Below are 26358 nucleotides of genomic sequence, written 5' to 3'. Positions count from 1 at the left end.
GCAGTTGCGCGAAATCTCCGATATTGGTAAGGGAAACTAACCAATATCGGAGGTTCGTATGCCTGTCATCACCTGCATCGACGATCTGAAGCGCCTGCACGCCCGCCGCACCCCGCGCATGTTCTTCGATTACGCGGAATCCGGCAGCTATACCGAACAGACCTTCCGCGAGAATGTGACGGATTTCGAAAAGATCCGGCTGCGGCAGAAGGTGGCGGTGGACATGTCGAACCGCACGGTCGCCGGAACCATGATCGGCACGCCGGTCGCCATGCCCGTGGCGCTGGCACCGGTGGGCTTTACCGGCATGCAATCGGCGGATGGCGAGATCAAGGCGGCGCGCGCGGCCGAAAAATTCGGCGTGCCCTTCACCCTGTCCACCATGTCGATCTGTTCCATCGAGGATGTGGCGGCCCATACCTCCGCACCCTTCTGGTTCCAGCTATATGTCATGCGGGACGAGGATTTTGTCGATCGCATCATCGACCGCGCCAAGGCGGCGGGCTGTTCGGCGCTGGTGCTGACGCTGGATCTGCAAATCCTCGGCCAGCGGCACAAGGATCTGAAGAACGGGCTGTCGGCGCCACCGAAGCTGACCCTTCCGAATATCCTCAACATGATGACCAAACCCGAATGGTGCATGGGCATGCTGGGCACCAAGCGGCGCACCTTCGGCAACATCGTGGGCCATGCGAAAGGCGTGGGCGATCTGTCTTCGCTGTCCAGCTGGACGGCGGAACAGTTCGACCCGCAGCTTGACTGGGGCAAGGTCGCGCGCATCCGCGACCGCTGGGGCGGCAAGCTGATCCTCAAGGGCGTTCTGGATGTCGAGGACGCGCAGCGCGCTGCCGATTTCGGCGCCGATGCCATCGTGGTCAGCAACCACGGCGGACGGCAGCTTGACGGGGCGCTGTCCTCGATCCGCATGTTGCCCTCCATCGTGCGGGCGGTGAAGGGCAAGACGGAAATCTTGCTCGACAGCGGCATCCGCTCGGGTCAGGACGTGCTGAAGGCGCTGGCGCTGGGGGCGGATGGCACGATGATCGGGCGCAGCTATATCTACGGGCTGGGCGCGATGGGCGAGGCCGGCGTGACCAAGGCGCTGGAGGTCATCCACAAGGAGCTGGACACCACCATGGCGCTGTGCGGCGAGCGGGACATCAGGAACCTCGGGCCGCATAACCTGCTGGTGCCTAAGGATTTCGAAGGCGACTGGGCCTGAGCCTTCAGCCCCGCCGCATCAAGAGCGGGGTCAGCACCAGCACCATCATCAGCATGGCGGCCGCAAAGACGAAAGCCGCGCGCAACCCGAACAGGCCCGCCAGAAAGCCCAGCATGGGCGGGCCGAAGAAATAACCGAAATAGCCGTAAAGCGTGGCACGGGCGACGGCACGGGCGCGGGCTTCGGGGGCAGCCATGCGGCCGACCAGCGAAAAGGCCGTAGGGGCAATGACTGAAGATCCGATCCCCATGACGATGAACCCGGCATAGGCCATCGTCGGGCTGGTGGCAAAAGCCGCACCCAGCGCACCGGCCGCAGAAACAACAGCACCAAGGCGCAGCAGACGCCCCGCGTTCAACCGCGCGACCAGCCCCTGCCCCGCGATGCGCGCGAACCCCATGGTCAGCGCCAGCGCGGCAGGGCCCATCGCCCCTTCGGCCGGGCTGCCGCCAAGGGTTTTCTCGATATGCAGGGCAGACCAGTTTTCGGCCGCGTTCTCGGTCAGAAAAGCGATCAGCACGATACCACCGCCGATCAGCGGCACGAGACCAAGACCGCGGCCCTGCCCTTTCGGCGGGCGGGCGAGGCCATGGATGGTGCCGTCACGCTCATAGGCCAGAAGCGCGATCAGTGCGGCGCCAAGGCCCGCCGCCCCCATCACCACGCCCGGCGCCAGCGCCGCATCGCGCATCATGCCCGTCGCCAGCGCGCCGCCGGCATAGCCGAAGGAATAGGCGGCATGGCAAAGGTTCATCAAATGCAACCCGCGCTCATTCTCCAGCGTGGCAACACGGGCATTCATCAGCACGTCGGTCAGCCCCGTCGCCGCACCGGCACACATCATCGCCAGCGGGAACAGAACTGCCAAATGCACCTGCCCTGGCAGGATGAAGGCAAAGCCCATGGCCAGCGTCGCAACAGGCAACGCGACGCGCCCCAGTGCCACCCCCAACAGCGGCGCAACCAGCATGGCGCTGACCGCCGCCAGCGGCGTCGGCAGCAGCAGCAGGCCCAGCCGCGCCTCGTCCACCTGCAACTGTGCTTTCAGGTCAGGCAGGACAGCCGCGAAAGTGCCCCACAGCACGCCCATGGCCGCAAAGGCCGCAAGCGGCGCATGCGCCGTGACGATCAGGCGGGGCGAAAGCATCGGGGGTTCCTTCTGTCCTGATGCCGTGCTAGCGTGAAGGCACAGACCCGGCAAGCCCGGCGCCGACACCGCCCCGTCTGCCCCCGACATGCGCAGCCTGCGCAGTTTCAGCTTTCCTTACCAGCGATTCCCCTTTATATGCGCGCGATCCGTCATGCACCCTTGGAGGATGACGGACCAGTGCAACCAAAGGAGATACCTATGGCACGCGAGATCCCGGATCTTAACGCCGTGGTGCGGACGGGGACAGGCAAGGGGGCCGCCCGTCAAGCCCGTCGTGAGGGCAACGTTCCCGGCATCGTTTACGGCGACGGCAAAGAGCCGCAGCCGATCAGCATGAACTACAACGCTCTGCTGAAGCGTCTGAAAGCTGGCCGCTTCATGTCGACCCTCTTCAATCTGAAGGTCGAAGGCCAGCCGGACGTTCACGTCGTCTGCCGCGGCGTCCAGCGCGACGTCGTGAAAGACCTGCCGACGCATATCGACTTCATGCGCCTGCACGATGACAGCCGCATCAACCTGTTCATCCATGTGACCTTCATCAACCACGATCAGGCCCCCGGCCTGAAGCGTGGCGGCACGCTGACCGTGGTGCGCCCGGAAGTCGAACTGGAAGTCGTGGCTTCGGACATCCCGAACGAGATCGTCGTCGATCTGGCGGGCCGCACCTTCGGTGACGTGATCCACATCAATGACGTGGTTCTGCCGAAAGGCGCGAAGCCGACCATCGACCGCAACTTCGTGATCGCCAACATCACCGCCCCCTCGGGTCTGGTGGCGGAAGAGGACTCGGCCGAAGGCTGATCCCCACGACAGGACGGACAGAACGCGGCAGGGTTTCCCTGTCGCGTTTTTTTTGGCGCGGCGGGAAGTCGCCCATACCGGGTTGAGGTCGGGTTTTACTTACCTTTCAATTGATTGCCATTTTGGTATTTTCGCCCCAGTTTCTTATTTGGAGGTGACCGATGGCCACGATCAAAGGCGAAGATGGCATCGACGACATTCTGGACGGCAATACCGCGGAAAATGACTATCTGACCGGCGGCACCGGCAATGACACATACCGTTTCGATTCCCTGCCCGGAAATGATGTTGTCTACGACACCGAGGGGCTCGACACGATCGCGTTCGACGCCTCGGTTACCTCTGACATGCTGCGCATGAACATCAGCCCTTCCGACTATGACGACCTGCTGATTTCCATTGTGGATGACAATGGCGCGGTCGTGGGGACGGTCTCGCTCAACGAACATTTCAACGGCGCAGCCATCGAGACGCTGAAGCTGGCCGATGGCACCACGCTCAACCTGACCGGCGGGTTGACCATTCAGGGCACGATTTCGCAGACCACGCTGCGCGGCACCGGCAACAACGACACGCTGGTCGGATCGGATCGCAACGAGACGCTTTATGGCGGCGCCGGCAACGATACCTATGTGGTTTCGGCCGGACAGGGCACGAAATACATTGAGGATGCGCAAGGTTCCGACACGGTCGAGCTGGACAGCTCGATCCTGAAAGAGAATGTGCGGATCAATACAAGCTCCAGCGACTATGACGATCTGATCATCCGCATCGTGGACGAGAACGAGAATATCATCGACTCGATCTACCTGAACGAGCATTTCAATGGTCGCGCGCTGGAAAAGCTGGCCTTTTCCGATGGCAGCAGCGTCAATCTTCTGGGCGGGTTGACGATCCGCGGCGCCGTCAGCGACACTACCCTGCGGGGCACCGCGCTGGACGATACGCTGATCATGTCGGCCCGCAATGAAACGCTTTATGGCGGCAGCGGCGATGACACCTATGTCTGGTCCAGCGCAGGCGGAAGCAAGCTGATCAAGGACGGGCTGGGCAGCGACACGCTTCAGATCGACGGCGTTTCGGCAAGCCGCGTGCGGATGAGCGCCAGCACCAGCGACTATGACGATCTGCGCATCTGGATCGTGGACAAGAATGAAAACGTCCTCAGCACCCTGACGCTGGATGAACAGTTCAACGGCAGCGCACTTGCCGAGCTGATCACCGGCAGCGGCAAGGCCATCGACCTGCGGGGCGGGCTGACCATTCAGGGCGCCGTGGATCAGACCACGCTGATCGGCACCGCGCTTGGCGACAAGCTTGTGATGTCGAACCGCAACGAGACGCTTTATGGCGGCGGTGGCAACGACACTTATGTTCTGGGCAAGGGTGACGAGGCGAATTTCATCAGCGACACTCAGGGCCGCGACCGGATTCTGGTCGAAAAATCCATTTCTGCCGCCAATGTGCGGCTGAACGGGAACGGCTATGATGACCTGCGGGTCATGGTGGTGGATCGGAACGGCAATATCGTCAGTTCGATCACCATCGACAACCATTTCGACGGCCGTGCCATCGAAAGCCTCGTGTTTCAGGGCGGTGCGACCATCGACCTGCGCGGCGGGCTGACCATTCAGGGTGCCGTGGATGTGACCAACCTTTATGGCACGGGTCAGGCCGACACCTTCATCGGCTCGCAACGCAGCGAATACATGGCGGGCGGGAATGGCAACGACACCTACAGGTTCGAGGCCGGTTTCGGGGTTGATACGGTCTATGACATCGGTGGCCGGGACAAGATCGAGCTTGCGGGGATCGACGCTGCGCGGGTCCGCCTTGTCAATCCGTCCTTCAGCAACGATCTGCAAATCCAGGTTCTGAATGCCAAAGGGCTGGTGACCGACCAGATTTCGCTGCGCAGCTATTATTCCAGCGGTTCGGTCAAGATCGAGAAGCTGGTGATCGACGGACAAAGCTGGGACATCGCGCAACAGCTTGCCGGGCCGAAGACCACGATGCGCAACGATGTGGTGGACAGCTTCTTTGGCGACACCGTCATCAAGGGCAAGGGCGGCAACGACACGATCACCGATCTGTTCGGCAGCAACAAGGTAGACGGCGGCAGTGGCCGGGACGAAATCACCACCGGCGCAGGGCGCGACACCCTGCTGGGCGGTGGCGGCAACGACACGCTGTCGGGCGGCGCTGGCAATGACCGGATCACCGGCGGCGGCGGCGCAGATGACCTGACCGGCGGCGCCGGGCGCGATGCCTTCGTCTTTGCCCGCGGCATGGGAACCGATACGGTGACCGATTTCGCCAAGGGCTTTGACCGGCTGGTGCTGAATGACAACCTCTGGGGCGGTCTTGATCTGACCAAGCGCCAGGTGGTGAGCCAGTTCGCCACCGATACCGGCGATGACATCCTTCTGGATTTCGGCGCGCGCGGCAAGATCGTGCTGGAGGATGTGGCCTCGCTCAACAAGCTGTGGAACAGCATCGAGATCATCTGATCTTCGCCTGCGGGGGCCGGTCAGCCGGCCCCCTGCTCTGCTGCCGCCATATGGTGGCGCCAGCGCGCGTCTTCTTGCGGGGCCATCCCGGCCTTTTCCGCCAGCCGCGCCGCATAATCCGCACAGCATAGATGATGCAACCGCATGACGCCCGGCAGGGCCATGGCCTGCGCATGAATCGCATCGAACTCTGCCTCGTAGCGCAGGGCTGACAGGTCGCGCCGTTCGTTCCGGTTGGTCGATCGGTAATAACTGTCGTTATAGCGATCTGCCCCCTGCACCGCCGAGGGCGTGCCGCGCTTCAACCCCCAGCTTTCTTCGGATCGCAGCATGTAATGGTTCATCTGCGCGCCCGTATGGGTGGTCAGTTCCGGGGGCAGGACACGCAGATAATTCTGTTCATCCGGCCAGCCGGGGATCGGCCGGCCGTCGGCATTCACCAGACGTGGCGCGGGTTCGGCAGCCGGGTCCAGCCCGCGCGGACCATGTTCGCCCAAGGCACGGAAGGCCAATGGCATGCGGTGGATCACCTTGATCCAGCGCGAGATCCAGTTGCGCGTCGGCCCTGCGTTCAGAAAACTGCGATGGGTTGGCGCATCCTCCCACCGTTCGACGCCGGAGGTGCCGAAAACCCGCCAGTTGATCGCCATGGCGGTGAAATCCGGCGTATCGCCCAGAAGATCGGCCAGCTTGCCCGCGCCACGATGGATCACCAGAAACTCGTCTACGTCGCAGACCAGCACCCAGTCGGCCCGTCGCACCGCCCGGTGCCGTTTGGCCTGCCGCAGCTTCGCAGCCGTCACCTTGCCACCCGCAGGCACATCCGAACGCAGATGCACCAGCCAGCCCGCCGCCTGAAGCGCATCCAGAAGATCGGGTGACGGATCCGTGCAATCGTTGGTAACCACCACCAGATCGGTGAAGCCCAGCATACGATACCAGACCACCCATTCCACGATGAACGGCCCTTCGTTGCGCATTGAACAGACGACTGTGGCCCGCACCGCTTCCTCTTGCGTTTTCCTCAGGTTGGGCGGCGCACACCGCGCTGTCAACCGGCGACGCAGCCCCCGCATGCCACATCATCGGCTGGCGTGTGGCCCACGTTCGGGGTTAAAACATCCCGACCATGATGCGGAGGGCGCGATGCGGCTTTGGGTGGGTCTGGGCAATCCGGGCGCAAAATATGCGGGCAACCGCCACAACATCGGCTTCATGGCGCTGGACCGCATCGCGGACGATCATGGCTTCGGCCCTTGGCGCAAGGGATTTCAGGGGCTGGTTTCCGAAGGGCGGTTCGGGTCGGAAAAAATCGTTCTGCTGAAACCCGAAACCTTCATGAACCTATCCGGGCAATCGGTGGGCGAAGCGCTGCGCTTCTACAAGCTGACATCCGATGACGTCACTGTGTTCCATGACGAACTTGACCTTGCGCCCGGCAAGTTGCGGCTGAAAACCGGCGGGGGGCATGCGGGACATAACGGATTGCGGTCGATCCATGCCCATATCGGCGAGGCTTATCACCGCGTCCGGCTGGGCATCGGTCACCCCGGTCACAAGGATGCGGTGGCCAGCTATGTGCTGCATGATTTCGCCAAGGCAGATCAGGACTGGCTGGATGATCTGCTGCGCGGCATTTCCGACGGTGCGCCCGCATTGGCAACCGGGGATGGCCCCCGCTTCCAGAATGCTGTCGCACAACGCACCGCGCCGCCGCGTTCCTCGACCGGGAAGGAAAAGGCCGAACCGAAACCCGTGTCTGACGCAACGGCACCGGCCGAGGACACCCGCAGCACGCTGCAAAGACTGGCAGATCGGTTCCGCTAGGCTATGGTTGGCGCAATCAGGGAGGAACCGATGCGCCGATTGATGAAATTTTTGGGGGTATTGCTGCTGGTCGTGGCCGCCCTTGCCGTCTGGAAACGCGAGGAAATCGGACGCCTGCAATCGGTGCTGACCCTGTTTGACGCGGATCGCATCACTGACAATTTCAGCCATATGGATGCGGCTTTCCTGTCGGTGCCGGTGCCGAAGGGCGACGGCCCTGCGTTGCCCCTGCCGCCCGGCCCCGCGTTCACGCTGCCCGCCGAAACCGACGCCTGGATCGCCGAGCGCCATGTCACGGCGCTGGTCATCGTGAAAGACGGGCAGCTTCGGCATGAAAGCTATTACCTTGGCACCGGACCCATGGACCGGCGGATCAGCTGGTCGGTCGCAAAAAGCTTTCTTTCGGCCCTGATGGGAACGCTGGTGGCCGAAGGCACCATCGACCTTGACGCCCCGGTCGAGCGATATGCCCCCGCCCTGAAGGGCTCTGCCTATGAAGGCGCCACGGTTCGGCAGGTCGCCAATATGACCTCGGGGGTGGCCTTCAACGAGGATTATCTGGATTTCTGGAGCGACATCAACAAGATGGGTCGCGTTCTGGCGCTCGGCGGCTCCATGGATGACTTTGCCGCGGGCATTACCGCAAGGCGCGGCCCACCCGGCGGGCCATGGCAATATGTCTCGATCGACACGCATGTTCTGGGCATGGTGATCCGCGGCGCATCGGGACGCGAGATCGCGGATCTGATGTCGGACCGCATCCTTGAACCGCTGGGGCTTGAGGTGGAACCCTATTATCTGACCGATGGTTATGGCCAGCCCTTCGTTCTGGGCGGGCTGAACCTGATCACCCGAGACTATGCACGGGTGGGCGAGTTGTTCCGCCGCGAAGGACAGATTGACGGGCGCCAGATCGTGCCACGGGACTGGGTGGATGCCTCGACGCGCCCACAGGCCGATACACCGGCTGGCGGAATGGGCTATGGTTATCAATGGTGGATACCGCCACAGGCCGAGCCGGGTGAATTCATGGCGCAAGGGGTTTACGGCCAGTTCATCTATGTGAATCGCCGCGCCGGCGTGACCATTGCCTCCAACGCCGCCGATCGGGGGTTCACGGCGGCTGGTGTCGAGGGGCAGAATGTGGCGATGTTCCGCAGCTTGGTGCGGGCACTGGAGGCGCGCGATGGATGACCGCGAGGAAAGCGTCAACGTGTTGGGCGGTGTGCTGGAAACCTGTTCCACAGCGCCGATGACCGGCTTCTGGCGCAATGGCTGCTGCGATACCGGCCCGGCGGATCGCGGGCGCCACACGGTTTGCGCCGTGATGACGGCAGAGTTTCTGGCCCTGTCAAAATATCTGGGCAATGATCTCAGCACGCCGCGCCCGGAATATGGCTTTGCCGGGTTGAAACCGGGTGACACCTGGTGCCTGTGCGCCGCGCGTTTCCTTCAGGCACATGAGGAAGGTGCAGCCCCGAACCTGCGCCTGCGGGCAACACACCGCCGCACACTGGACTTCGTGCCGCTGGCGGTGCTGCAGCAATACGCGACGGACTGACCCGAAGCTCAGGCCCGCGTTTCCTGCCCGACCGCCCGCCCGCGCAGCTTGCCCGCATCGTCACCCGGCGGACCAAGCCGCAGCGGATCGTCGTCGCGCATCAACTCTTCGATGAACAGGCTCAGAAGCTGCGGCCGTCCGCTGACACCCGCCTTGCGATAGATCGCATTGGTCTGAGCCTTCACCGTGCCTTCCGAGGTTTCGCGCAAGGCCGCGATCTGCGCTGTGGACAGGCCCTTGATGGCGAACAGCGCCACATCGCGCTCGGCCGGGGTCAGTCCCCATTCGCCAAAGCGTTCCTCAAGGATCTCGGCGAAGGCACCCGAGGCACGGCGCAACCGTTCCTCTGCGGCGTTTCGTTCGGCCATGGCCAGCCGCAGCGCCCAAGCCCCCAGCGCGATGCCGGTCACCAGCCCGAGTGCCGCGCCCAGTTCCAGCATTTCACGGAATTGCCAGCTCAGCGGAACGCCGGTGAAACCGATGACCGAAGACAGGATGTCAGAGATGAACACCGCTGCACACAGGATCTGGAACAGCAACAGGAGTGCCAGTCCAATCGGGCGGCGCGTCAGAAAGCGATGCAGGCCGTTGTGTCCCGATCCTGTCATTCGGTCGCCGACTGCACGTCGCCCAAGGCGCCGTCCCCCAAGTTGCTGTCATTGGCGATACCGACATCCACACCATCGGTGATGTCGGCCTCTTTCTTGTCGGTCACATCGCGCACCGCCGTAGTGGCCGTGCCGGAGGACGACCGTTCATCCCCCGCATAACGGTGATCGGTGCGCAGCAGGTCGCGCAGGATTTCGCCCGTAATCGGGTTCACAACGATCTCGCGCTTGCGGTCACCACGCTCGGCAGTCACGCGCACCCGCCCCAGAAATGTGCGGCTGACAACGATCCGGCCGTAGCCCTGTTCTTGCAATTGCGCAACGATCTGGCCTTGAACGGACTCGCCGCTGTCTGTTTGTGCCGCCAGCGGTGTGGCGGCCAGCAGGGCCGCGACCACGATCGGCAGAACTTTCGGTCGCATTTCATGCTCCAACATCACGAGGGACACGGCCGGGGGGCAAGCTGCGCCCCGGCCGGTTTTCTCCGTCGCTGGCATCAGGGTGGCAGGCCCTGTGCGCCGCGTCAATCACCGCTCAGCGGTCGCCGCAACGATGCGCGGTGCCCGCCATGCCGCATTGGCCATCACGGTCGTCGCTGCCCGGTGCACGGCCTGCAAGCTCTGACGGCGCGCCACGCTCTTGCTGGGCACCCGCGCCCAGCGCGACGACCTCGCCATCATCCATCACCACACCGCCACAGGCTTCGCAGAAATCGGGGTCACCACCGGCCCACATCATGCCATCATCGGTATCCAGCGGATCGCCAAGCTCGGTATCAACCTCCTCGGTCACCGTTTCCGGCTCTGCGCCTTCGTCCACGATCTCGCCGCCGCAAGCTTCGCAGAAATCCGGGTCGCCACCGGCCCAGACCATGCCGTCATCCTCACCGCCGGTCAGGTCGGTCACATCATCCGAGACGGGTTCGCCCTTGTCGTCGCCGCGCCACATCTTGTCGCCGGGGGCGCCATCCTCCGCCGAGGCCAGCCAGACCCGCGCCTCGGATGCGGCCCCGCCTTTCGCCACTTGCAGCATCGGTTGCGCAGGCAAAGCCCAGGCTGCACCGGATATCAGAACCGCAATCGCGGCGCCCCCAAACAGCCTGCCCTTCATTCCCGATTTCATTTTTCTCGCTCCATCATGACCTCACAACCGCAGGAGTTTCTGCGGTCAGGGCATGAGGCCATGGCGGCGGGGCGCGATCCATTCGCCGGGCGTTTAGCGCACCCCGCACCGGGTTGAATTTGCCGCACTAAACCGGGGTTTAGGCGGCAAATTCCTAGATCTTCATATCGAAACCAAGGTGTTTGGCGACAGTGAAGATGTCCTTGTCGCCGCGGCCGCACATGTTCATCACGATGATATGGTCGCGTGGCAGTGTCGGCGCCAGCTTGATCACGTGGCCAAGGGCATGGCTGGGTTCGAGCGCCGGGATGATTCCCTCCAGCTTGCAGCACAACTGGAAGGCCTCCAGCGCCTCGGCATCGGTGATGGAAACATATTCGGCGCGGCCGGTATCGTGCAACCAGGCATGTTCCGGCCCGATTCCGGGGTAATCAAGGCCCGCGCTGATCGAGAAGCCTTCGAGGATCTGCCCGTCCGGGTCTTGCAGCAGATAGGTGCGGTTGCCGTGCAGCACGCCGGGGCGCCCGCCGGTCAGGCTGGCGCAATGCTGCATCCGGTCATCCACGCCCTTGCCGCCTGCCTCGACCCCGATGATGCGGACCGAAGGGTCATCAAGGAAGGGGAAGAACAGGCCCATGGCATTGGACCCGCCACCAATGGCCGCGATGATCGTATCGGGCAGACGGCCTTCGCCTTCCTGTTCCGCCAGTTGCCAGCGCACTTCCTTGCCGATGATCGACTGGAAATCGCGCACCATGGCCGGATAGGGGTGCGGCCCGGCCACCGTGCCGATGCAATAGAAGGTGTCGCGCACATTGGTCACCCAGTCGCGCAGCGCATCGTTCATTGCATCTTTCAGCGTGCCCCGGCCCGATGTGACCGGGATGACCTCGGCGCCCAGAAGGCGCATGCGGAAGACGTTGGGGGCTTGCCGTTCCACATCATGCGCCCCCATGTAGACCACGCATTTCAGCCCGAACTTGGCACAGACCGTCGCGGTTGCCACCCCATGCTGGCCCGCGCCGGTTTCGGCGATGATGCGCGTCTTGCCCATGCGGCGGGCAAGAATGATCTGGCCCAGCACATTGTTGATCTTGTGCGCGCCGGTATGGTTCAGTTCGTCGCGTTTGAGATAGATCTTCGCGCCGCCCAGATGCTCGGTCAGGCGAGGCGCGAAATACAGCGGCGAGGGGCGGCCAACATAATGCTTCCACAGGTCGTCCATCTCGGCCCAGAAGGTCGCGTCCGTCTTGGCGTGGTTGTAGCGCTCTTCCAGTTCCAGAATGAGCGGCATCAGCGTTTCCGACACGAAACGTCCGCCGAAAAGGCCGAACCGGCCCTGCTCGTCCGGCCCCATCATGAAGCTGTTGATCCCGTCCTCGGCCATGGCTTCCCCCTGCGATTACGCTTTCGATGTAGCGCGGTTGAAGCAGCGGGGAAAGGGGGCTTTCCGCCCCCTCTGCCCTGCGGGCATTCACCCCCGAGGATATTTTGGCCAAGATGAATGGCGCCGGTCAGTCGAGCGGCTTCTTGTAGCCCAGATGGCTGGGTTCATAACCCAGCCGGTCGTAGAAGGCATGGGCGCGGCTGCGGCTTTTGTCGGTGGTCAACTGGATGATCCGGGCCCCGGCGACGCGGGCGCGGGCCTCGGCCTCGGCCATCAGGGCGGCGCCGATCCCCTGACTGCGCAGGTCGGGTGCAGTGCGCACCGCCTCGACCAGCGCGCGGGTCATGCCCTGGCGCGAGAGGCCGTGCAGGATGGTCAACTGGCAGGTGGCGACGATGCGACCGTCGATCTCGCCCACGATGATCTGGTGCATCGGATTGGCCGCGACAGCGTCGAACCCCGCCAGATAGGGCGCAAGGTCACTGCCTTCGCGCGCCCGGCCCAGCGGATCATCGGTCAGCAGCGCAACAATGGCGGCGACGTCGGCGCGGGTGGCGGTGCGGAAGCGGATCATTGCGCGGCCTGCACGAAAGCGGCAATGCGGGCATGATCCTTCACGCCCGGCGCGCTTTCGACGCCGGAGGACACATCGACCTGCCGCGCATTTGTCAGGCGGATCGCCTCGGCCACATTTTCGGGCGTGAGGCCACCCGCCAGCATCCACGGACGTAGCCAGCGGCGCTGCGCCACCAGTCGCCAATCGAAGGCCAGCCCGTTGCCACCGGGGAGGACCGCGCTCTTCGGAGGTTTCGCGTCGATCAGCAGTTGGTCGGCAACGGTCGAATAGTCGAAGATGGCGGCCAGATCGCCCTCATCTGCCACGCCCACGGCCTTCATCACCGGCAAGCCATAGCGCGCGCGCACCTCGGCCACGCGGTCAGGGCTTTCCGAGCCGTGGAGTTGCAGCATGTCCAGCGGCACCGCCTCGATGATCGCATCCAGCGCCGCATCATCGGCATTTACCGTCAGGGCGACCTTGGCGAGCCCCGGCGGCGCCGCAAGCGCCAGCTCGCGCGCGGTTGCCAGATCAAGATGCCGGGGACTTTTCGCAAAGAACACGAAGCCCGCGTAGGCCGCGCCGGAAGCTGCAACGGCGTCCACATCTGCCACGGTCCGCAGACCGCAGATCTTCACCCGGATGTCGGCCATGTCAGGCTTTCTTGTCCAGAAGCGCCATCACGTCATCCTGTGGCTGCCCTTTGGCATCGCGCATCGCCGCCAGTTCACGTTCAAGCCGCTGCGCCTCGGCCGTCTTGGTGGAGGCGACACGGCGATGCCGGTGCTCGCGCAGCCATTCCCAGACGAAGCCGATCAGCAGACCCACCGCCACGCCACCGAAGATGGCGACGAACAGCGGCACCTCTGCCTGCCAGTTCCAACCCGCCACCTGCGCCACATCGGCGGGCAGCACGCTGACCTGCACCGCCGCGCGGTTGGCGAAAGCAATGGTCAGCAGGGCAAGCCCGATGACCAGCAGCACAAGATACCTCAGATAACGCAGCATTGGCGCAAGCGCCCCCTTTCCTTGCGCGGGCGGTCAGGCCTTGCCGTTCAGCCGGTCGCGCAGCAATTTGCCCGTCTTGAAGAAGGGCACCTTCTTGTCTTCGACCTCGACCGCCTCGCCAGTGCGGGGGTTGCGGCCGGTGCGGGCATCCCGCTCCTTGACCGAGAATGCGCCGAAGCCGCGCAATTCGACCCGGTCCCCCCGCGCCAGCGCCTCGATGATCTCGTCGAAAACAGTGTTTACGATTCGCTCGACATGGCGTTGCGTCAGGTGCGGATTGGCGTCCGCGATTTTCTGGATGAGTTCCGACCGGATCATCGGCGATGTCCCCCCCGGGGCGTTATGGCAGCAGCCCGTTTTTGTTGTGCTATGGACTATAAGCAAGAAATCCGGGGGGACAAACGAAAAGCCGTGCAATCGCCGTAGGTTGGCGGTGCAGCATGGCAAAAACCCGCCATCAAAGGCAAAGGCCCCGCCGGTTGGCGGGGCCTTCACGCGATTCATGGGCCGCGAAATCAGCCGCGGTCGGCGCCCTTGAGGGCCGCGCCGAGGATGTCACCCAGCGAAGCACCCGAATCGGACGAGCCGTATTGTTCCACGGCTTCCTTCTCTTCCGCGATCTCGCGGGCCTTGATCGACAGGCCCAGACGGCGGGTTTTCGAATCCACGTTGGTCACGCGGGCATCGACTTTGTCGCCAACCTGGAAACGCTCGGGGCGCTGGTCCTGACGGTCGCGGGCCAGATCCGAACGGCGGATGAAGGACTTCATGCCGTTGTAATCGACCTCGATGCCGCCTTCCTCGATCGCGGTGACCGCGACGGTGATGACCGAGCCACGCTTCACGCCGTCAACCGCTTCGGTGAAGGTGTCGTCGCCCAGCGCCTTGATCGACAGCGAGATACGTTCTTTCTCGATGTCCACCTCGGTGACGGCGGCTTTCACCACATCGCCCTTGCGGTAGTTCTGGATGGCGTCTTCGCCACGCTGGTCCCACGACAGGTCGGACAGGTGAACCATGCCGTCGATGTCGTTTTCCAAGCCGATGAACAGACCGAATTCGGTGATGTTCTTGACTTCGCCCTCGATCGCGGTGCCGACCGGATGGGTTTCGGCAAAGACTTCCCACGGGTTGCGCTGGGTCTGCTTGAGGCCGAGCGACACGCGGCGCTTGGCGCTGTCGATTTCCAGAACCATGACGTCCACCTCTTGCGAGGTCGAGACAATCTTGCCGGGGTGCACGTTCTTCTTGGTCCACGACATTTCGGAGACGTGAACCAGACCTTCGACGCCGGCTTCCAGCTCCACGAAGGCGCCGTAATCGGTGATGTTGGTCACGCGGCCCTTGTGCACCGAACCCAGCGGATAGGCGCGTTCCACCGCATCCCACGGATCGGACTGGAGCTGCTTCATGCCCAGGCTGATACGGTGGGTTTCCTTGTTGATCTTGATGACCTGAACCTTGACGGTCTCGCCGATCGACAGGATTTCCGACGGGTGGTTCACACGGCGCCATGCCATGTCGGTGACGTGCAGCAGGCCGTCAACGCCGCCCAGATCCACGAAGGCACCGTATTCGGTGATGTTCTTGACAACACCCTCGACGGTCTGGCCTTCGCTGAGGTTCGCGATGACTTCGGCGCGCTGTTCGGCACGCGATTCTTCCAGAATGGCGCGGCGCGAGACAACGATGTTGCCGCGGCGACGGTCCATTTTCAGGATCTGGAAGGGCTGCTTGATGCCCATCAGCGGGCCGGCGTCGCGCACGGGGCGCACGTCAACTTGCGAGCCGGGCAGGAAGGCCACGGCACCGCCCAGATCGACGGTGAAGCCACCCTTGACGCGGCCGAAGATCGCGCCTTCGACGCGGGTCTCGTTGGCGTAGGCTTTTTCCAGACGGTCCCAGGCTTCTTCGCGACGAGCCTTGTCACGCGAGATGACGGCTTCGCCACGGGCGTTCTCGACGCGGTCCAGATAGACCTCGACCTCATCGCCGACATTGATCGACGGGGCTTCGCCGGGATTTGCGAATTCTTTCAGATCGACACGGCCTTCCATCTTGTAGCCGACGTCGATGATGGCCTGGCCCGCCTCGATGGCGATGACCCGGCCCTTGACGACCGAACCCTCTTCGGGGGTGTCGATCTCGAAGCTTTCCTTCAGGAGGGCTTCGAATTCATCCATGGATGCTTTGGCGCACATATGCAGTTCAGTCCTTTTCATGGTTTTCTGGCCATGCGGTTGGCTCCGCCGGTCTTTGATGGCCCCGAACGGGAAAGGCCCGGAGAACCGGGCCGAGTCACCTTGGGATGGGCGCGCTATAGCGGCTTTGGGCCAACGGGGCAAGGGAAAGGCGCGCGCGGGCGTCACGCCATGAATCGGTGCACCGCGTCCAGCATGGCCTGATGTTCGGGGATGTAGCGGGGTCCGAGGCCTTCAAGAACTAGCGCCCAATCGTAATAGGATTGCCCCTCCGGTAGCGGCGGCATTCGATAACGATCTTCAGGTAGATTCAGCAGTTCAGGACATGTTTCTTTGATGAATATCATTCGCTCCGCATCGCGATCCTTCTGTGATCGTTCGGAATAGCGGTCCCTTGGAGAGGGTTCTTAAGTTTCTCAGCCTTCCCCGGTGTCAGCAAGGATCGGGAAAGCTGAGTTTCGATGCGGCTCGTGCCATCCGGGCCTCTACAAACGCCAGATACACCAACAGCGGCAGATCTATCGGTCTCTGCCGGTAGCAGCGCGCGACCAGTTCCACCCGGTCCACTACCCGCTTGATCTGTCGGAAGGACAGGTCGCTTTCAGGCGCGATCCGTGCGGCGAGGTTTGCCGCGGCCTCGACCGTGAAAGCCTCACCCGGCCCGAAGGGAATTTCGACCTTCAACCGCCGCACCAGTTCCGCCGTCGCCGCGCCGATGGCTTCGGGCGTGGGTTGCAGTTTCAGCCGCAGGTCCACGAACTTTTCAAGATAGCTTTCGCCGATCCTTTTGGAGCCACCCGCCTTTTCGGTGGCGCTATTCTTTCCGGTGCCAAAGCGGTGGTGCGCAACATTTTCAAGATATTCGACGTTCACCATCAATACGAAAACGAAACCCGGCCTGTCGAAGACCAGCTTCATCGCTTCCAAGAGCGCGATGGCATAGTCGGGGTGGCAACGGTCCAACTCGTCGATCAGCACCACGATCCGCTTGTGGGCACTGCCTTCGGTCAAGGCGCTCTGGATGGCCGCAATCTGGGCGGGCAACTCATTTTGCCGCACATGCTCGGCAACAAGCTGTGTGCGAACGAGTTGTTCGCCAAACTTGGTCATGCGGTCGCCAAGTTCTAGGACCGTTTCCTTGAGTGCCTTTTCAATGGCCTCGTCCGCATTGACCCGCTGCCCCGTCGCTTCGGCAGCCAGCTCAAATATCGCCTCGGAGGCCTGCCTCGCCACTACCCCGACCAGCGCACGCCCCGCAGCCTTGGCAACGCGGGTGCCCCTGGCCGTTATCTGCTGTAGCGCGCCCTTCTCCTGCTCTGGCAATGCCGCCAGCAAGGCGCCCAGAAAGGTCACCACCGGCTCGCCGGAATGATCCGATTGCTGGGCGTCGATCTCTATCACCACTTCGTCCGCCGCGCGCAACTGGCTCGCCCATGCTTTGCGGAAGAAGGTCGTGCCATGGCCGAAGCCCGCCTCGACCGAGATGACCTTGCTGCCCTCGATGGACTGCACGAGGTTGGTGAAGCTTTTGCCGATCTCGGCATAGGATAGCAGGTCGTCCTGCCAGTGCGCCGTCATGTCACGCCCCTTCCCTGAGTAATCCGGGTCGCGCGGGTCCACGGCGCCATGGGTCAGACCATCCCGTCCAGCCGGGCCAGATAGGTCTCGTCCCCCTCCCCCGGCAGCCGGGCCTGCGGAAAGCCGGAGCCGAAGCGCAGGGTCGCGGCGGCGGCATGGGCCATGGAGGAAAGCAAATCCCGCGCCCGATCCGGCGACAGGGGCGCGCGGCTGCCATCGGCCGCCCGTTCCAGCCCATGTTCGACCGCGAAGAAATGGTCATAGCCCAGCGCCCAGCCGGGAAACGGTGTTTCATCCGGGCATGGTTCATCCAGCAGCAGATCGAACCCGTAATGCCGGTCATCCACTGCAATCCGCCCCAGCAGCGCGGTCAGACAATCGGACGGGCCGTGCAGCGCCTGAAGAAACTGGTCCGCCGTGCGCACCAGATAGCCGGTGATCCCGTGGGAGGCATTGAACCGCAACGCCGTGCGCAGGATGGCAACATCGCCGGGGTCGAAATCGGGATGTCGCGGAATGCTGCGGTAAAGGACTTGCCGGAAAGACGACACCATGCTGCGACACTCCATGCACCCGCCACATTTGGAGCAGTGGCACGGTAGCGGTCAAGCCGCATCGCTCAGCCCGGCAGACGCGCCTGCACCAGCGCGATGGCCTGCGCGATCGCCGCCTCGGCCCCCAGTGCCGAAGTATCCAGCAGAACGGCATCCTTCGCCGGTTTCAACGGCGCGTCGGCACGGTTCATGTCGCGGTCGTCGCGCTCGCGCACTTCGGCCAGCACCTTTTCGGCATCGCCGCCCACTTCCAGCCAGCGGCGATGGGCACGGACTTCCGCGCTGGCGGTCACGAACAGTTTCACCTCGGCCTCGGGGCAGATCACCGTGCCGATGTCGCGCCCGTCCAGCACGGCGCCGCCCTCGCGCCGCGCGAAGCGGCGCTGAAATTCCAGCAGCGCGGCGCGAACCTCGGGGATCACGGCGACACGGCTTGCGGCCTGCCCGGCCTCCAGCGTGCGCAGATCGTCGCGCGCCAGATCCTCGGGCGTGAGGCCGCGCGCCGCCGAGACCGGATCGCCGCCCTTCACCCCGACCGCGCGATAAAGCGCGCCAGTGTCCAGATGCGCAAAGCCGAAACGCGCCGCCACAGCGCGGCTGATCGTGCCCTTGCCCGCCGCCGCCGGCCCGTCGATTGCCACAGTGAAGATCATCGCGCCCTCAGTCTTTTCCTTGCGCGGTTTATGCCTCGCGGCGGCCAAGGTCAAACCTGGCGAGCCCTGTCCGACATGCGAGGCTTTCGTCCCAAGCTGACAGGTGCCGCATGAAGATCGCCCGTCTGAACCCGCCGCATCGCGCCATCGACTCGCGCGTGCCGAAAGGGCAACTGCCGCCGCTGGGCCATCTGGCCATGGGCGGCCCTTTGATCGACGCGGGTCATGCGGTGCGGCTGATCAATGCCGATCCGGCGCCAATGACGGATGCCGGGATTCTGGAGGCGCGGCTGAACGATGCACCCGGAGCCGCGCTGATCGGGCACGCGGGGTCAACCTCCGCGCATCCGGTGGTGGCGCGGCTGACGCCGCTGATCCGCGCGGCGTGATCAGCGGGTCAGCGTGGCGCCGAGGCCGGTCATCAGCCCTTCGAAGATCGGAAAGGAGGTGACGATGGGCGAGGCGTCATCTACCGAAACCGGCTTCTGCGCTGCCATGCCACAGACGAGGAAGCTCATGGCGATGCGGTGATCCAGATGGGTCGCCGCCGTGGCGCCGCCCGGCACGCCGCCCGCGCCCATGCCCTGCACGATCAGCGTATCCTCGTCTTCCTCGATGGTCACGCCGCAAGCCTCAAGGCCCCGCGCCATGGCGTCGATGCGGTCGCTTTCCTTCACCCGCAACTCCTTGACGCCGCGCATCACGGTCTTGCCGCCGGCAAAGGCCGCCACAACCGACAGGATCGGGTATTCGTCGATCATGCTCGGCGCGCGTTCGGGGGGCACCTCGATGCCCTTCATATTGCCCGAAAAGCGGACGCGCAGGTCGGCCACCGGCTCGCCGCCTTCCTCGCGCGGGTTCTGGAACTCTATCTCCGCCCCCATCTCGACGAGGGTGATGTAAAGCCCGTTGCGGGTCAGGTTCTGGCTGACACCGGGCACGAGGATGTCGGAGCCTTCAACGATCAGCGCGGCACAAACCGGGAAGGCGGCCGAGGACGGATCACGCGGCACCGCCACGGTCTGCGGCCGCAGCTCCGGCTGGCCCTTCAGGGTGATGATATGCCCCTCCGCCCCCTTTTCCACATGCAGCTCCGCGCCGAAGCCCAGAAGCATGCGTTCGGAATGGTCGCGCGTCGGTTCCCGCTCGATCACCACGGTTTCGCCCGGCGCGTTCAGCCCCGCCAGCAGCACCGCCGATTTGACCTGCGCGCTGGCCACGGGCAGCGCATAGCGCACCGGCACCGGATTCGCGGCGCCGACGATGGTCATCGGCAACCGCCCGCCCTGCCGGCCGTAAGCCCGCGCGCCGAACAGCGCCAGCGGATCGGTCACCCGACCCATCGGGCGTTTGCGCAAGGACGCGTCGCCGGTGAAGGTCGCGGTCATGTCGGTGGTTGCCATGCAACCCATGATGAGCCGCACGCCGGTGCCGGAATTGCCGCAGTCGATGACATCGGCCGGCTCGCGGAAACCACCCACGCCCACGCCATGCACCGACCAGGCGCCCGACCCGTGCTGCGTCACCTCGGCCCCGAAGGCGCGCATCGCCTTGGCGGTATCCAGCACGTCCTGCCCTTCCAGAAGGCCGGTGATCTTCGTCTCGCCCACTGCCATGGCCCCGAAGATCAGCGCGCGATGGCTGATCGACTTGTCGCCCGGCACGGCGGCCGTCCCGCTCAGCGGGCCCGACTTGCGGGCGGTCATCGGTTGCGCGTCACCATGGCCGGACATTCTGGGGCTCCCTCTCATCCTTGCCCCCGCGTTAGCGCAAGCGGGGGCGACGGTCCAGCCCCGCCGCTTCAGCGCAGGAAAAACACCACCGCCATACCCAGCCCGATCACCACGATCAGCGCCCGCAACACCGCAACCGGCATCCGCCGCGCCAGCCCCGCGCCGATCCAGCCGCCCAGCGTGCAGGCGGCGGCCATGATCAGCCCCTCATACCAGCCGATCAGCCCGGCAATGGCAAAAGCTGCACAGGACAGCACCGCCATCAGCCCCGAAAGCAGCACTTTCAGCCCGTTCATCGTGTTGAGATTGGTAAATCCGATCAGCCCGAACAGCGCCAGCAGCAGGATGCCCAGACCGCCGTTGAAATAGCCGCCGTAAACCGCCACCACAAAGACCAGCGCCGCGCTGAGGCCCGGTCCGGTCGCCCCCATGCCGCGCGACCGCAGCGTCGCCAGCAGGCGCGGGCCAAAGGCGAACAGCCCCGTCGCCACCAGAAGCAGCACCGGCACCAGCCCGTCAAACACATCCGAAGGCGTGACCAGCAGCAACAGCGCGCCTGTGACCGAGCCCACCAGCGACAGCGCAATGATCTGCCAAAGCTTCAGCGCCCCTTCCGAGCGGATATCATGGCGAAAGCCCCAGGCGCCGCCCAGATAGCCGGGCAGCGCGGCAAAGGTTGCCGTGGCATTGGCGGCCACGGGCGGCAGACCGGCCCAGACCAGCGCCGGAAAGGTCAGGAAGGTGCCACCCCCCGCCACTGAATTCAGCACCCCGGCCACGAAGCCCGTCACCGCCAGAACCAGTATCTCGACCATTGCCCGCGCCCTCCCCGGCGATCCCTTGACCCGCCATGTGCCCCGGTCCAGATTGGTCTGCAAATTGGTCCGGGGTGCGATCATGGCCCGACACGATGACATCCTGCCCCGGCTGCGCGATCTGGCCGAAGGCCCGCCGCGGCGCCTGCCACCCGAACGTCGGCTGGCGGCCGATCTGGGGTGCAGCCGCCAGAGCCTGCGCGCGGCCCTCGCCATACTGGAAACCGAGGGCCGGATCTGGCGCCATGTCGGCCAGGGCACCTTCACCGGCCCGCGCCCTGGCCCGACCCCGCTGCGGGAAAACCTGCTGATCGAGGCCGCTACGCCTGAGGCGCTCATGCAGGCCCGTCTTTTGCTGGAACCCGCCATTGCCGGGGCCGCCGCCGAACGTGCAACACCCGCCACCTGTGCCCGGCTGTCGGCGCTGGTCGGCTCGGGGCGCAGCGCACGCGACCGGCAGGCCGCTGAAGCCGCGGACGAGGCTTTTCACGCCGCCCTCGCCGATGCGGCGGGCAATCCCGTTCTGATTGCCGTGATGCGCTTCCTGTCGCGCGCGCGGCGGCGTGTTGGCTGGCAGACCCGCTGGGAAGCCGCCTACCGCCGCGCCGGGGTCGATGCCTTCACCGGCCTGCACAGCGACCAACATGCCGCCGTGGTCACGGCCATCGCAGCGGGAACGGGCCCGGAAGCCGCCCGCGCCATGCGCGAACATCTGGAAACCATCGCCCGCATGATGGAGGGATAAACCTTACACCTCACCCAGCCAGCGCGTCGGGTTGACCTCGGCGATCTGCCGAAACAGCGTTTCGCCCAGACCAGAGCGCAGCCGAACCGCAACGGCACGTTCCGACAGCGCCTCTTGCCGGGTCATGTAGTAGTCCGACCCGAACAGGACGCGCGCGCGAAGGCGGGGATGCGCCATGAACATCCGCAGGAAGGGCAGAAACGCCTCTGATTGGAACAAAGTATAGGACACATCTGTCCAGAGGTTCGGGAAATCGCCGCTTTCGATCATCCCGCGCAGCGCGATCAGGAAGTTGCCGTCGCGCGCCGCCGGATCATACGGGTTCATCCCCTCCCCGATATACCGCTCCCAATCGCTTTGCCCGCCGAAATGCGCAAGGTCCACCTGCATTTTCGGGAAGGCCCGCAGCACAGGCGCGAAAGCCATTGGATGCGACAGGCGATCCGCCTCGGCCCGGCTCAGCCGCCCGGTCACGCCGCCGCGCGAACAATGGCTGACCACCGCCAGCCCGTGCGCATTCAGCAGCGGATAGACCTCGCGCATCAGCACCGGATGATCGGGGGCATAGCCGATGCGGGGATAAAGCTTCAGCCCGCGAAAGCCCAGATCCTCGATGCAGCGCCGCACCTCCGCCGCCGCGCCGGGCAGACGCGGGTCGCAAGCCGCGAAGGGGAGGATCAGCCCCGGCCAGGCGCAGGCCAGTGCTGCCAGTTCGTCGTGCTGCGCCCGCAGATCGGCAGCGACCCTCCCCTGCCCCAGCCCGGCCATCTGCATCGGCAAGACGACAAAGCGCGTGCCTGCCGGATATTGCGCGATAAGACGGTCAAAGATTTCCGCCTGCCCGCCTGCCCGCGCCTCGGCCTGAAAGCGATGCAGCCGCCCCAGCGCCGCCGCGGCCCGTTCCTGTCCAAGCACACCTGCCCCTAGGGCAAGACCGCGCAACAGCCACGGCATCCGCTTGAACGGCATCAGCAGAAGATGCGGATAGCGGGCGGGGATATGCCGTTCGGTAAAAGTGTGGACATGGCAATTGGTGATGGCAAGGCGCGACATGCAGGCTCTCCGGTCGGATGACCGACAAAACCTGCTCGCATGCCCGCAAAGACCGGGCTAAACCAGCGCGCGTTGCTTACCCCTGACGGCGGAAGGTCAGGTAATTCGGTGCCCGCCCTTCGCGCAAGGCCTTTTGCTCGTATCGGGTACAGAGCCAGTCCTCCCACGCCTCACCCTCGCCGGCCTGCCGAACCAGATCAAACCCGGCGGGTGGCACCTCTTCCAGCGTTTGGCGCACATAATCGGGAATGTCGGTCGCCACGCGGAACTCGGCCCCCGGCTTCGTCACCCGCGCCAGCGCAGACAGATAGCCCGGCGTCACGAAGCGCCGCCGATGGTGGCGCGCCTTGGGCCAAGGATCGGGATAGTTGAGGAAACATTTCTCGACACAGGCATCCGGCAGCACGTCGAACAGATCGCGCACATCGCCGGGATGGATGACGAGGTTATCCAGCCCCGCCTGCCGCACCTTGCCCAGAAGCATGGCGACGCCGTTCACGAAAGGCTCGCAGCCGATGATGAAGACACCCGGATAGCGCGCCGCCATATGCACCAGATGCTCGCCACCGCCGAAACCGACCTCCAGCCACAAGGGCCTCCCGCCGGTCAGCGCGGCAAGATCCAGCGGCGCGCGGGCGGGATTGTCGTCACGCGTCACGCCTGACAGGCTGATGCGGCCCAGATCTTCGGCCAGATATTGCTTCTGGCTTGCGCGCAGCGTTTTGCCATGGGTCCGGCCGTAGAAATTCCGCCGCTCTGTTTCTTCCGTCATCACCGGCCTCCTTCAGACGGCGGGGGCCTAAACCCGGACGCCGCGTCGGTCAAGCCGTTACAGGGGTGCCGTCTGCCCCCCTCGCCCCTGCGGGGCTCACCCCCCGAGGATATTTGAACCAAGATGAAAGCGCCTGAGGTTCATCTTGGCCATAAATATCCTCGGGGGTGAATTGCCGCAGGCAAGAGGGGGCGGAAAGCCCCCTTGAGTCAGGCCACGCGCGAGGGGATGCGCTGTTCAAACCAGCGGAAGCCCAGCACTATGATGCCAGTGATCGCCATATAGACCACCGCCAGCAGCAGCAATGGTTCATAGGTGATGAATGTATCCTGCCGCACCCGGCTGGCGACGGCGTAGATGTCCACCACGGTGATGGTGGCAACCAGCGGGGTCGCCTTCAGTTGCAGCACCGTCTCGCCGCCCAGCGTCGGCAGCGCGCGGTGCAGCGCCTGTGGCAGCCAGATCCGGCGCAGGATGGTCAGGCGCGGCATGCCCATGGCACGCGCGGCTTCCAGTTGCCCTTTCGGCACCCCCTTGAAAGCCCCGCGCATCACCTCGCCTTCATATCCGGCGAAGCTGAGCGTCAGGGCCAACAGCCCGTAGGGCCAGGCCTGCCGCAGGATGGGCCAGAACTCGCTTTGCCGGATCCAGGGGATCGTCGGGAACAGCGACCCCAGGCCATAGTAAAGCAGCCAGAGTTGCAGCAGCAGCGGTGTGCCCCGGATCACCGTGCAGAAGGTGCGGGCGGGCCAGGCGAGGATGCGCGGCCCTACCGCCTGTGCCAGACCCAGCGGGATGGCCAGCGCCATGCCCAGCACGATCGAGGTCGCCAGCAGCCAGATCGTGCGCCAGATACCCTGCGCCGCAAGGCCCAGATAATTGGGAACCCAGTCCCAGCGCAGGGTCAGCACCGACCAGACGACAATCGCCAGCGCGATCAGCGCCATGACGATGCGATGCGGTTTCCAGAACGCCCTCATCCGTGCAACTCCGGCTGACCCCGGCGGGCGCGACGCTCCAGCCGGGCGAACAACCAGCCCGAGCCGATGGAGAGGATCAGATACAGCATCCCCGCCGCCATGAAAAAGGTGAAATAGGCCTTCGTCGCGCCAGCCGCCTGCCGGGTTTCCTGCGTCAACTCGCCGAAGCCCACCACGGCCAGCAGCGCCGTGTCCTTGGTGGCCACCAGCCACAGATTAGCCAGCCCCGGCAGCGCGTTCGACAGCATCAGCGGCAAGGTCACCCGCCGCGCCAGCAGACCGGGAGGCATCCCCATGGCGCGGGCGGCCTCGATCTGCCCCGCCGGCACCGCCTGAATGGCGCCGCGCAGCACCTCGGTCGCATAGGCGCCCTGCACCACGCCCAGAACGGCGATCCCGGCGGCAAGGCCGGAAATCTGGATACGGTCATATCCGAAGGCCAGCAGCGTCTGGTTCACCGCATCGGTGACCGCGTAGTAAAGAATGAGGATCAGCACCAGTTCCGGCACCGCCCGCACCACAGTTGTATAGACCGCCAGCAGGTCGCGCACCACCGGCCCGCCGTAAAGCTTGCCAAAGGCGCCCAGCGTTCCGATGCCGATGCCAAGCCCGAAGGCCCCGCAGGCGATAAGGATCGAATTCCACAAACCGCGCAGCAGGTTCGCCCCCCAACCGGGAGGCGAAAGTTGCAGAAGTTCAAACATGGAAGCCGCGCCCGCGGCCCCGACCAGCGCCGTCACGGCCATCAGCCGCCGTAGATCGACGAACTGAAGTAGGGTTTGGAGATTTCCTCATAGGTGCCGTCCTCCAGCACCTTGGCGATCCCGGCATTGAACTTGGCTTTCAACTCCTCGTCGCCCTTGCGCAGACCGACGCCGACGCCAAGGCCCAGAACGTCCGGGTCATCCGCCACGGCGCCCTTGACCTCGCAGCAGGCCGCGCCCGCCTCGGATTTCAGGAAATCGTCCAGCGCGATGCTGTCAGCCTGCGTCGCGTCGATCCGGCCTGCGACCAGATCCTGATTGGCCTCGTCCTGGGTCTGGTAAACCTTGATCTCGGCCACCGCGTCCTTGAAGTGTTTCTGCGCGTAGGCCTCGTGGATGGTGGACACCTGCACGCCAAGGATCTTGCCCTTCAGCCCCTCGGCGTCGGCCGTCATCGCATCGCCCTTCGGACCGACAATCACGGTCGGGGTATTGTAATACTTGTTCGAGAAGTCGATGGTCTTCATCCGCTCCTCGGTGATCGACATCGAAGCCATGATCGCGTCGATCTGGCCTGCCGTCAGCGACGGGATGATACCGTCCCATGCCACCGGCACGATCTCGCATTCCATTTCGGCCGCCTTGCAGACGGCTCCGATCATGTCAACTTCCCAGCCGACCCACTTGCCCGAGGCATCGGGCGAGGCGAACGGCGGATAGGGTTCGGCGGCGATGCCTACCTTCACCGGCGCGGCCATGGCAGCCCCGCCCATCATCAGCACCGCAGTCAGCGTCAGCGCGAGTTTTTTCATCATGTT

29 protein-coding genes are annotated in these 26358 nt (G+C 64.4%); 8 read left to right on the top strand and 21 right to left on the bottom strand.

What is annotated here, in order from left to right; genetic code table 11:
- Positions 1-58: 58 nt before the first annotated feature.
- On the top strand, positions 59-1222 hold the full coding sequence (locus D2N39_RS11055) for an alpha-hydroxy acid oxidase (RefSeq protein ID WP_119134836.1): 1164 nt from the start codon (positions 59-61) through the stop codon (positions 1220-1222).
- A 4-nt stretch (positions 1223-1226) separates the two neighbouring features.
- On the opposite strand, the gene D2N39_RS11050 is transcribed toward D2N39_RS11055, so the two are convergent.
- On the bottom strand, positions 1227-2369 hold the full coding sequence (locus D2N39_RS11050) for an MFS transporter (protein WP_119134835.1): 1143 nt from the start codon (positions 2367-2369) through the stop codon (positions 1227-1229).
- 201 nt (positions 2370-2570) lie between these two features.
- On the opposite strand from D2N39_RS11050, the gene D2N39_RS11045 reads away from it, so the two are divergent.
- Both D2N39_RS11045 and D2N39_RS22865 read left to right on the top strand, forming a co-directional pair.
- Complete coding sequence (locus D2N39_RS11045) at positions 2571-3173, top strand: 50S ribosomal protein L25/general stress protein Ctc (RefSeq protein ID WP_119134834.1); 603 nt, start codon at positions 2571-2573, stop codon at positions 3171-3173.
- Between the two features lie 161 nt (positions 3174-3334).
- The gene (locus tag D2N39_RS22865) at positions 3335-5683 is read left to right on the top strand and encodes a calcium-binding protein (protein ID WP_158589806.1); all 2349 of its coding nucleotides are present in this window, start codon (positions 3335-3337) and stop codon (positions 5681-5683) included.
- A gap of 20 nt (positions 5684-5703) precedes the next feature.
- Here the strand turns inward: D2N39_RS22865 and D2N39_RS11035 are convergent, their stop codons facing one another.
- Positions 5704-6687 carry a glycosyltransferase family 2 protein gene (locus tag D2N39_RS11035; protein WP_158589805.1) on the bottom strand — a complete coding sequence of 328 codons (984 nt, stop codon included), beginning with the start codon at positions 6685-6687 and terminating at the stop codon, positions 5704-5706.
- 142 nt (positions 6688-6829) lie between these two features.
- Here D2N39_RS11035 and pth point away from each other — a divergent pair, with 142 nt between their 5' ends.
- Genes pth through D2N39_RS11020 form a run of 3 tightly spaced genes read left to right on the top strand, consistent with a single transcriptional unit; the run spans position 6830 to position 9071 of the window.
- The gene (pth, locus tag D2N39_RS11030) at positions 6830-7510 is read left to right on the top strand and encodes an aminoacyl-tRNA hydrolase (protein WP_119134832.1); all 681 of its coding nucleotides are present in this window, start codon (positions 6830-6832) and stop codon (positions 7508-7510) included.
- Positions 7511-7540: 30 nt separating this feature from the next.
- On the top strand, positions 7541-8704 hold the full coding sequence (locus D2N39_RS11025) for a serine hydrolase domain-containing protein (protein ID WP_119134831.1): 1164 nt from the start codon (positions 7541-7543) through the stop codon (positions 8702-8704).
- Positions 8697-9071 carry a DUF2237 family protein gene (locus D2N39_RS11020; RefSeq protein ID WP_119134830.1) on the top strand — a complete coding sequence of 125 codons (375 nt, stop codon included), beginning with the start codon at positions 8697-8699 and terminating at the stop codon, positions 9069-9071. The genes D2N39_RS11025 and D2N39_RS11020 overlap by 8 nt, the downstream gene beginning before the upstream one ends.
- 8 nt (positions 9072-9079) lie before the next feature.
- On the opposite strand, the gene D2N39_RS11015 is transcribed toward D2N39_RS11020, so the two are convergent.
- The 12 genes from D2N39_RS11015 to D2N39_RS10960 form a co-directional block, all read right to left on the bottom strand.
- Positions 9080-9679, bottom strand: coding sequence for a helix-turn-helix transcriptional regulator (locus D2N39_RS11015; protein WP_119134829.1), 600 nt, complete (start codon positions 9677-9679; stop codon positions 9080-9082).
- The gene (locus D2N39_RS11010) at positions 9676-10101 is read right to left on the bottom strand and encodes a hypothetical protein (RefSeq protein ID WP_147373469.1); all 426 of its coding nucleotides are present in this window, start codon (positions 10099-10101) and stop codon (positions 9676-9678) included. Before D2N39_RS11010 ends, D2N39_RS11015 begins: the two co-directional genes overlap by 4 nt.
- A gap of 112 nt (positions 10102-10213) precedes the next feature.
- Positions 10214-10789, bottom strand: coding sequence for a hypothetical protein (locus D2N39_RS11005; RefSeq protein ID WP_119134827.1), 576 nt, complete (start codon positions 10787-10789; stop codon positions 10214-10216).
- 166 nt (positions 10790-10955) lie between these two features.
- A complete protein-coding gene (trpB, locus tag D2N39_RS11000; RefSeq protein ID WP_119134826.1) occupies positions 10956-12188 on the bottom strand; it encodes a tryptophan synthase subunit beta in 1233 nt (410 codons plus the stop codon).
- A 127-nt stretch (positions 12189-12315) separates the two neighbouring features.
- Positions 12316-12762, bottom strand: coding sequence for a GNAT family N-acetyltransferase (locus D2N39_RS10995; protein WP_119134825.1), 447 nt, complete (start codon positions 12760-12762; stop codon positions 12316-12318).
- Positions 12759-13397, bottom strand: coding sequence for a phosphoribosylanthranilate isomerase (locus tag D2N39_RS10990; RefSeq protein ID WP_119134824.1), 639 nt, complete (start codon positions 13395-13397; stop codon positions 12759-12761). Before D2N39_RS10990 ends, D2N39_RS10995 begins: the two co-directional genes overlap by 4 nt.
- Before the next feature lies 1 nt (position 13398).
- Entirely contained in the window at positions 13399-13752 is a 354-nt protein-coding gene (locus tag D2N39_RS10985; protein ID WP_233557118.1) for a lipopolysaccharide assembly protein LapA domain-containing protein, read from the bottom strand.
- Positions 13753-13785: 33 nt separating this feature from the next.
- A complete protein-coding gene (gene ihfB / locus D2N39_RS10980) occupies positions 13786-14070 on the bottom strand; it encodes an integration host factor subunit beta (RefSeq protein ID WP_119134823.1) in 285 nt (94 codons plus the stop codon).
- Between the two features lie 197 nt (positions 14071-14267).
- A complete protein-coding gene (gene rpsA, locus D2N39_RS10975; protein ID WP_119134822.1) occupies positions 14268-15953 on the bottom strand; it encodes a 30S ribosomal protein S1 in 1686 nt (561 codons plus the stop codon).
- Positions 15954-16385: 432 nt separating this feature from the next.
- Positions 16386-17531 (bottom strand): KAP family P-loop NTPase fold protein, encoded by a 1146-nt coding sequence (locus D2N39_RS10970; RefSeq protein ID WP_119134821.1) that lies wholly within the window; start codon positions 17529-17531, stop codon positions 16386-16388.
- Between the two features lie 53 nt (positions 17532-17584).
- On the bottom strand, positions 17585-18085 hold the full coding sequence (locus D2N39_RS10965; RefSeq protein WP_158589804.1) for a BLUF domain-containing protein: 501 nt from the start codon (positions 18083-18085) through the stop codon (positions 17585-17587).
- Between the two features lie 65 nt (positions 18086-18150).
- Positions 18151-18738 carry a (d)CMP kinase gene (locus D2N39_RS10960; RefSeq protein ID WP_119134819.1) on the bottom strand — a complete coding sequence of 196 codons (588 nt, stop codon included), beginning with the start codon at positions 18736-18738 and terminating at the stop codon, positions 18151-18153.
- 110 nt (positions 18739-18848) lie between these two features.
- Here D2N39_RS10960 and D2N39_RS10955 point away from each other — a divergent pair, with 110 nt between their 5' ends.
- Positions 18849-19127 (top strand): hypothetical protein, encoded by a 279-nt coding sequence (locus D2N39_RS10955; protein ID WP_119134818.1) that lies wholly within the window; start codon positions 18849-18851, stop codon positions 19125-19127.
- On the opposite strand, the gene aroA is transcribed toward D2N39_RS10955, so the two are convergent.
- Positions 19128-20471: a 3-phosphoshikimate 1-carboxyvinyltransferase gene (gene aroA, locus D2N39_RS10950; protein WP_119134817.1), complete on the bottom strand. Its 1344-nt coding sequence runs from the start codon at positions 20469-20471 to the stop codon at positions 19128-19130.
- Between the two features lie 68 nt (positions 20472-20539).
- The gene (locus D2N39_RS10945) at positions 20540-21286 is read right to left on the bottom strand and encodes a sulfite exporter TauE/SafE family protein (RefSeq protein WP_119134992.1); all 747 of its coding nucleotides are present in this window, start codon (positions 21284-21286) and stop codon (positions 20540-20542) included.
- An 82-nt stretch (positions 21287-21368) separates the two neighbouring features.
- Here D2N39_RS10945 and D2N39_RS10940 point away from each other — a divergent pair, with 82 nt between their 5' ends.
- Positions 21369-22031 carry a FadR/GntR family transcriptional regulator gene (locus tag D2N39_RS10940; RefSeq protein ID WP_119134816.1) on the top strand — a complete coding sequence of 221 codons (663 nt, stop codon included), beginning with the start codon at positions 21369-21371 and terminating at the stop codon, positions 22029-22031.
- A gap of 3 nt (positions 22032-22034) precedes the next feature.
- On the opposite strand, the gene D2N39_RS10935 is transcribed toward D2N39_RS10940, so the two are convergent.
- From D2N39_RS10935 to D2N39_RS10915, 5 genes are all read right to left on the bottom strand, one after another.
- Entirely contained in the window at positions 22035-23084 is a 1050-nt protein-coding gene (locus tag D2N39_RS10935) for an amidohydrolase family protein (protein WP_119134815.1), read from the bottom strand.
- 76 nt (positions 23085-23160) lie between these two features.
- Positions 23161-23856 carry a tRNA (guanine(46)-N(7))-methyltransferase TrmB gene (gene trmB, locus D2N39_RS10930; protein ID WP_119134814.1) on the bottom strand — a complete coding sequence of 232 codons (696 nt, stop codon included), beginning with the start codon at positions 23854-23856 and terminating at the stop codon, positions 23161-23163.
- A 209-nt stretch (positions 23857-24065) separates the two neighbouring features.
- Positions 24066-24836 (bottom strand): ABC transporter permease, encoded by a 771-nt coding sequence (locus tag D2N39_RS10925; protein ID WP_119134813.1) that lies wholly within the window; start codon positions 24834-24836, stop codon positions 24066-24068.
- Positions 24833-25540, bottom strand: coding sequence for an ABC transporter permease (locus tag D2N39_RS10920; RefSeq protein WP_199725240.1), 708 nt, complete (start codon positions 25538-25540; stop codon positions 24833-24835). The genes D2N39_RS10925 and D2N39_RS10920 overlap by 4 nt, the downstream gene beginning before the upstream one ends.
- Positions 25541-25581: 41 nt before the next feature.
- Positions 25582-26355 (bottom strand): transporter substrate-binding domain-containing protein, encoded by a 774-nt coding sequence (locus tag D2N39_RS10915; RefSeq protein ID WP_407645560.1) that lies wholly within the window; start codon positions 26353-26355, stop codon positions 25582-25584.
- Positions 26356-26358: the final 3 nt, after the last annotated feature.

The sequence above is a fragment of the Gemmobacter lutimaris genome, assembly GCF_003570715.1.
Lineage (GTDB): Bacteria > Pseudomonadota > Alphaproteobacteria > Rhodobacterales > Rhodobacteraceae > Gemmobacter > Gemmobacter lutimaris.
This window is presented reverse-complemented; position numbering and strand designations above follow the sequence as displayed.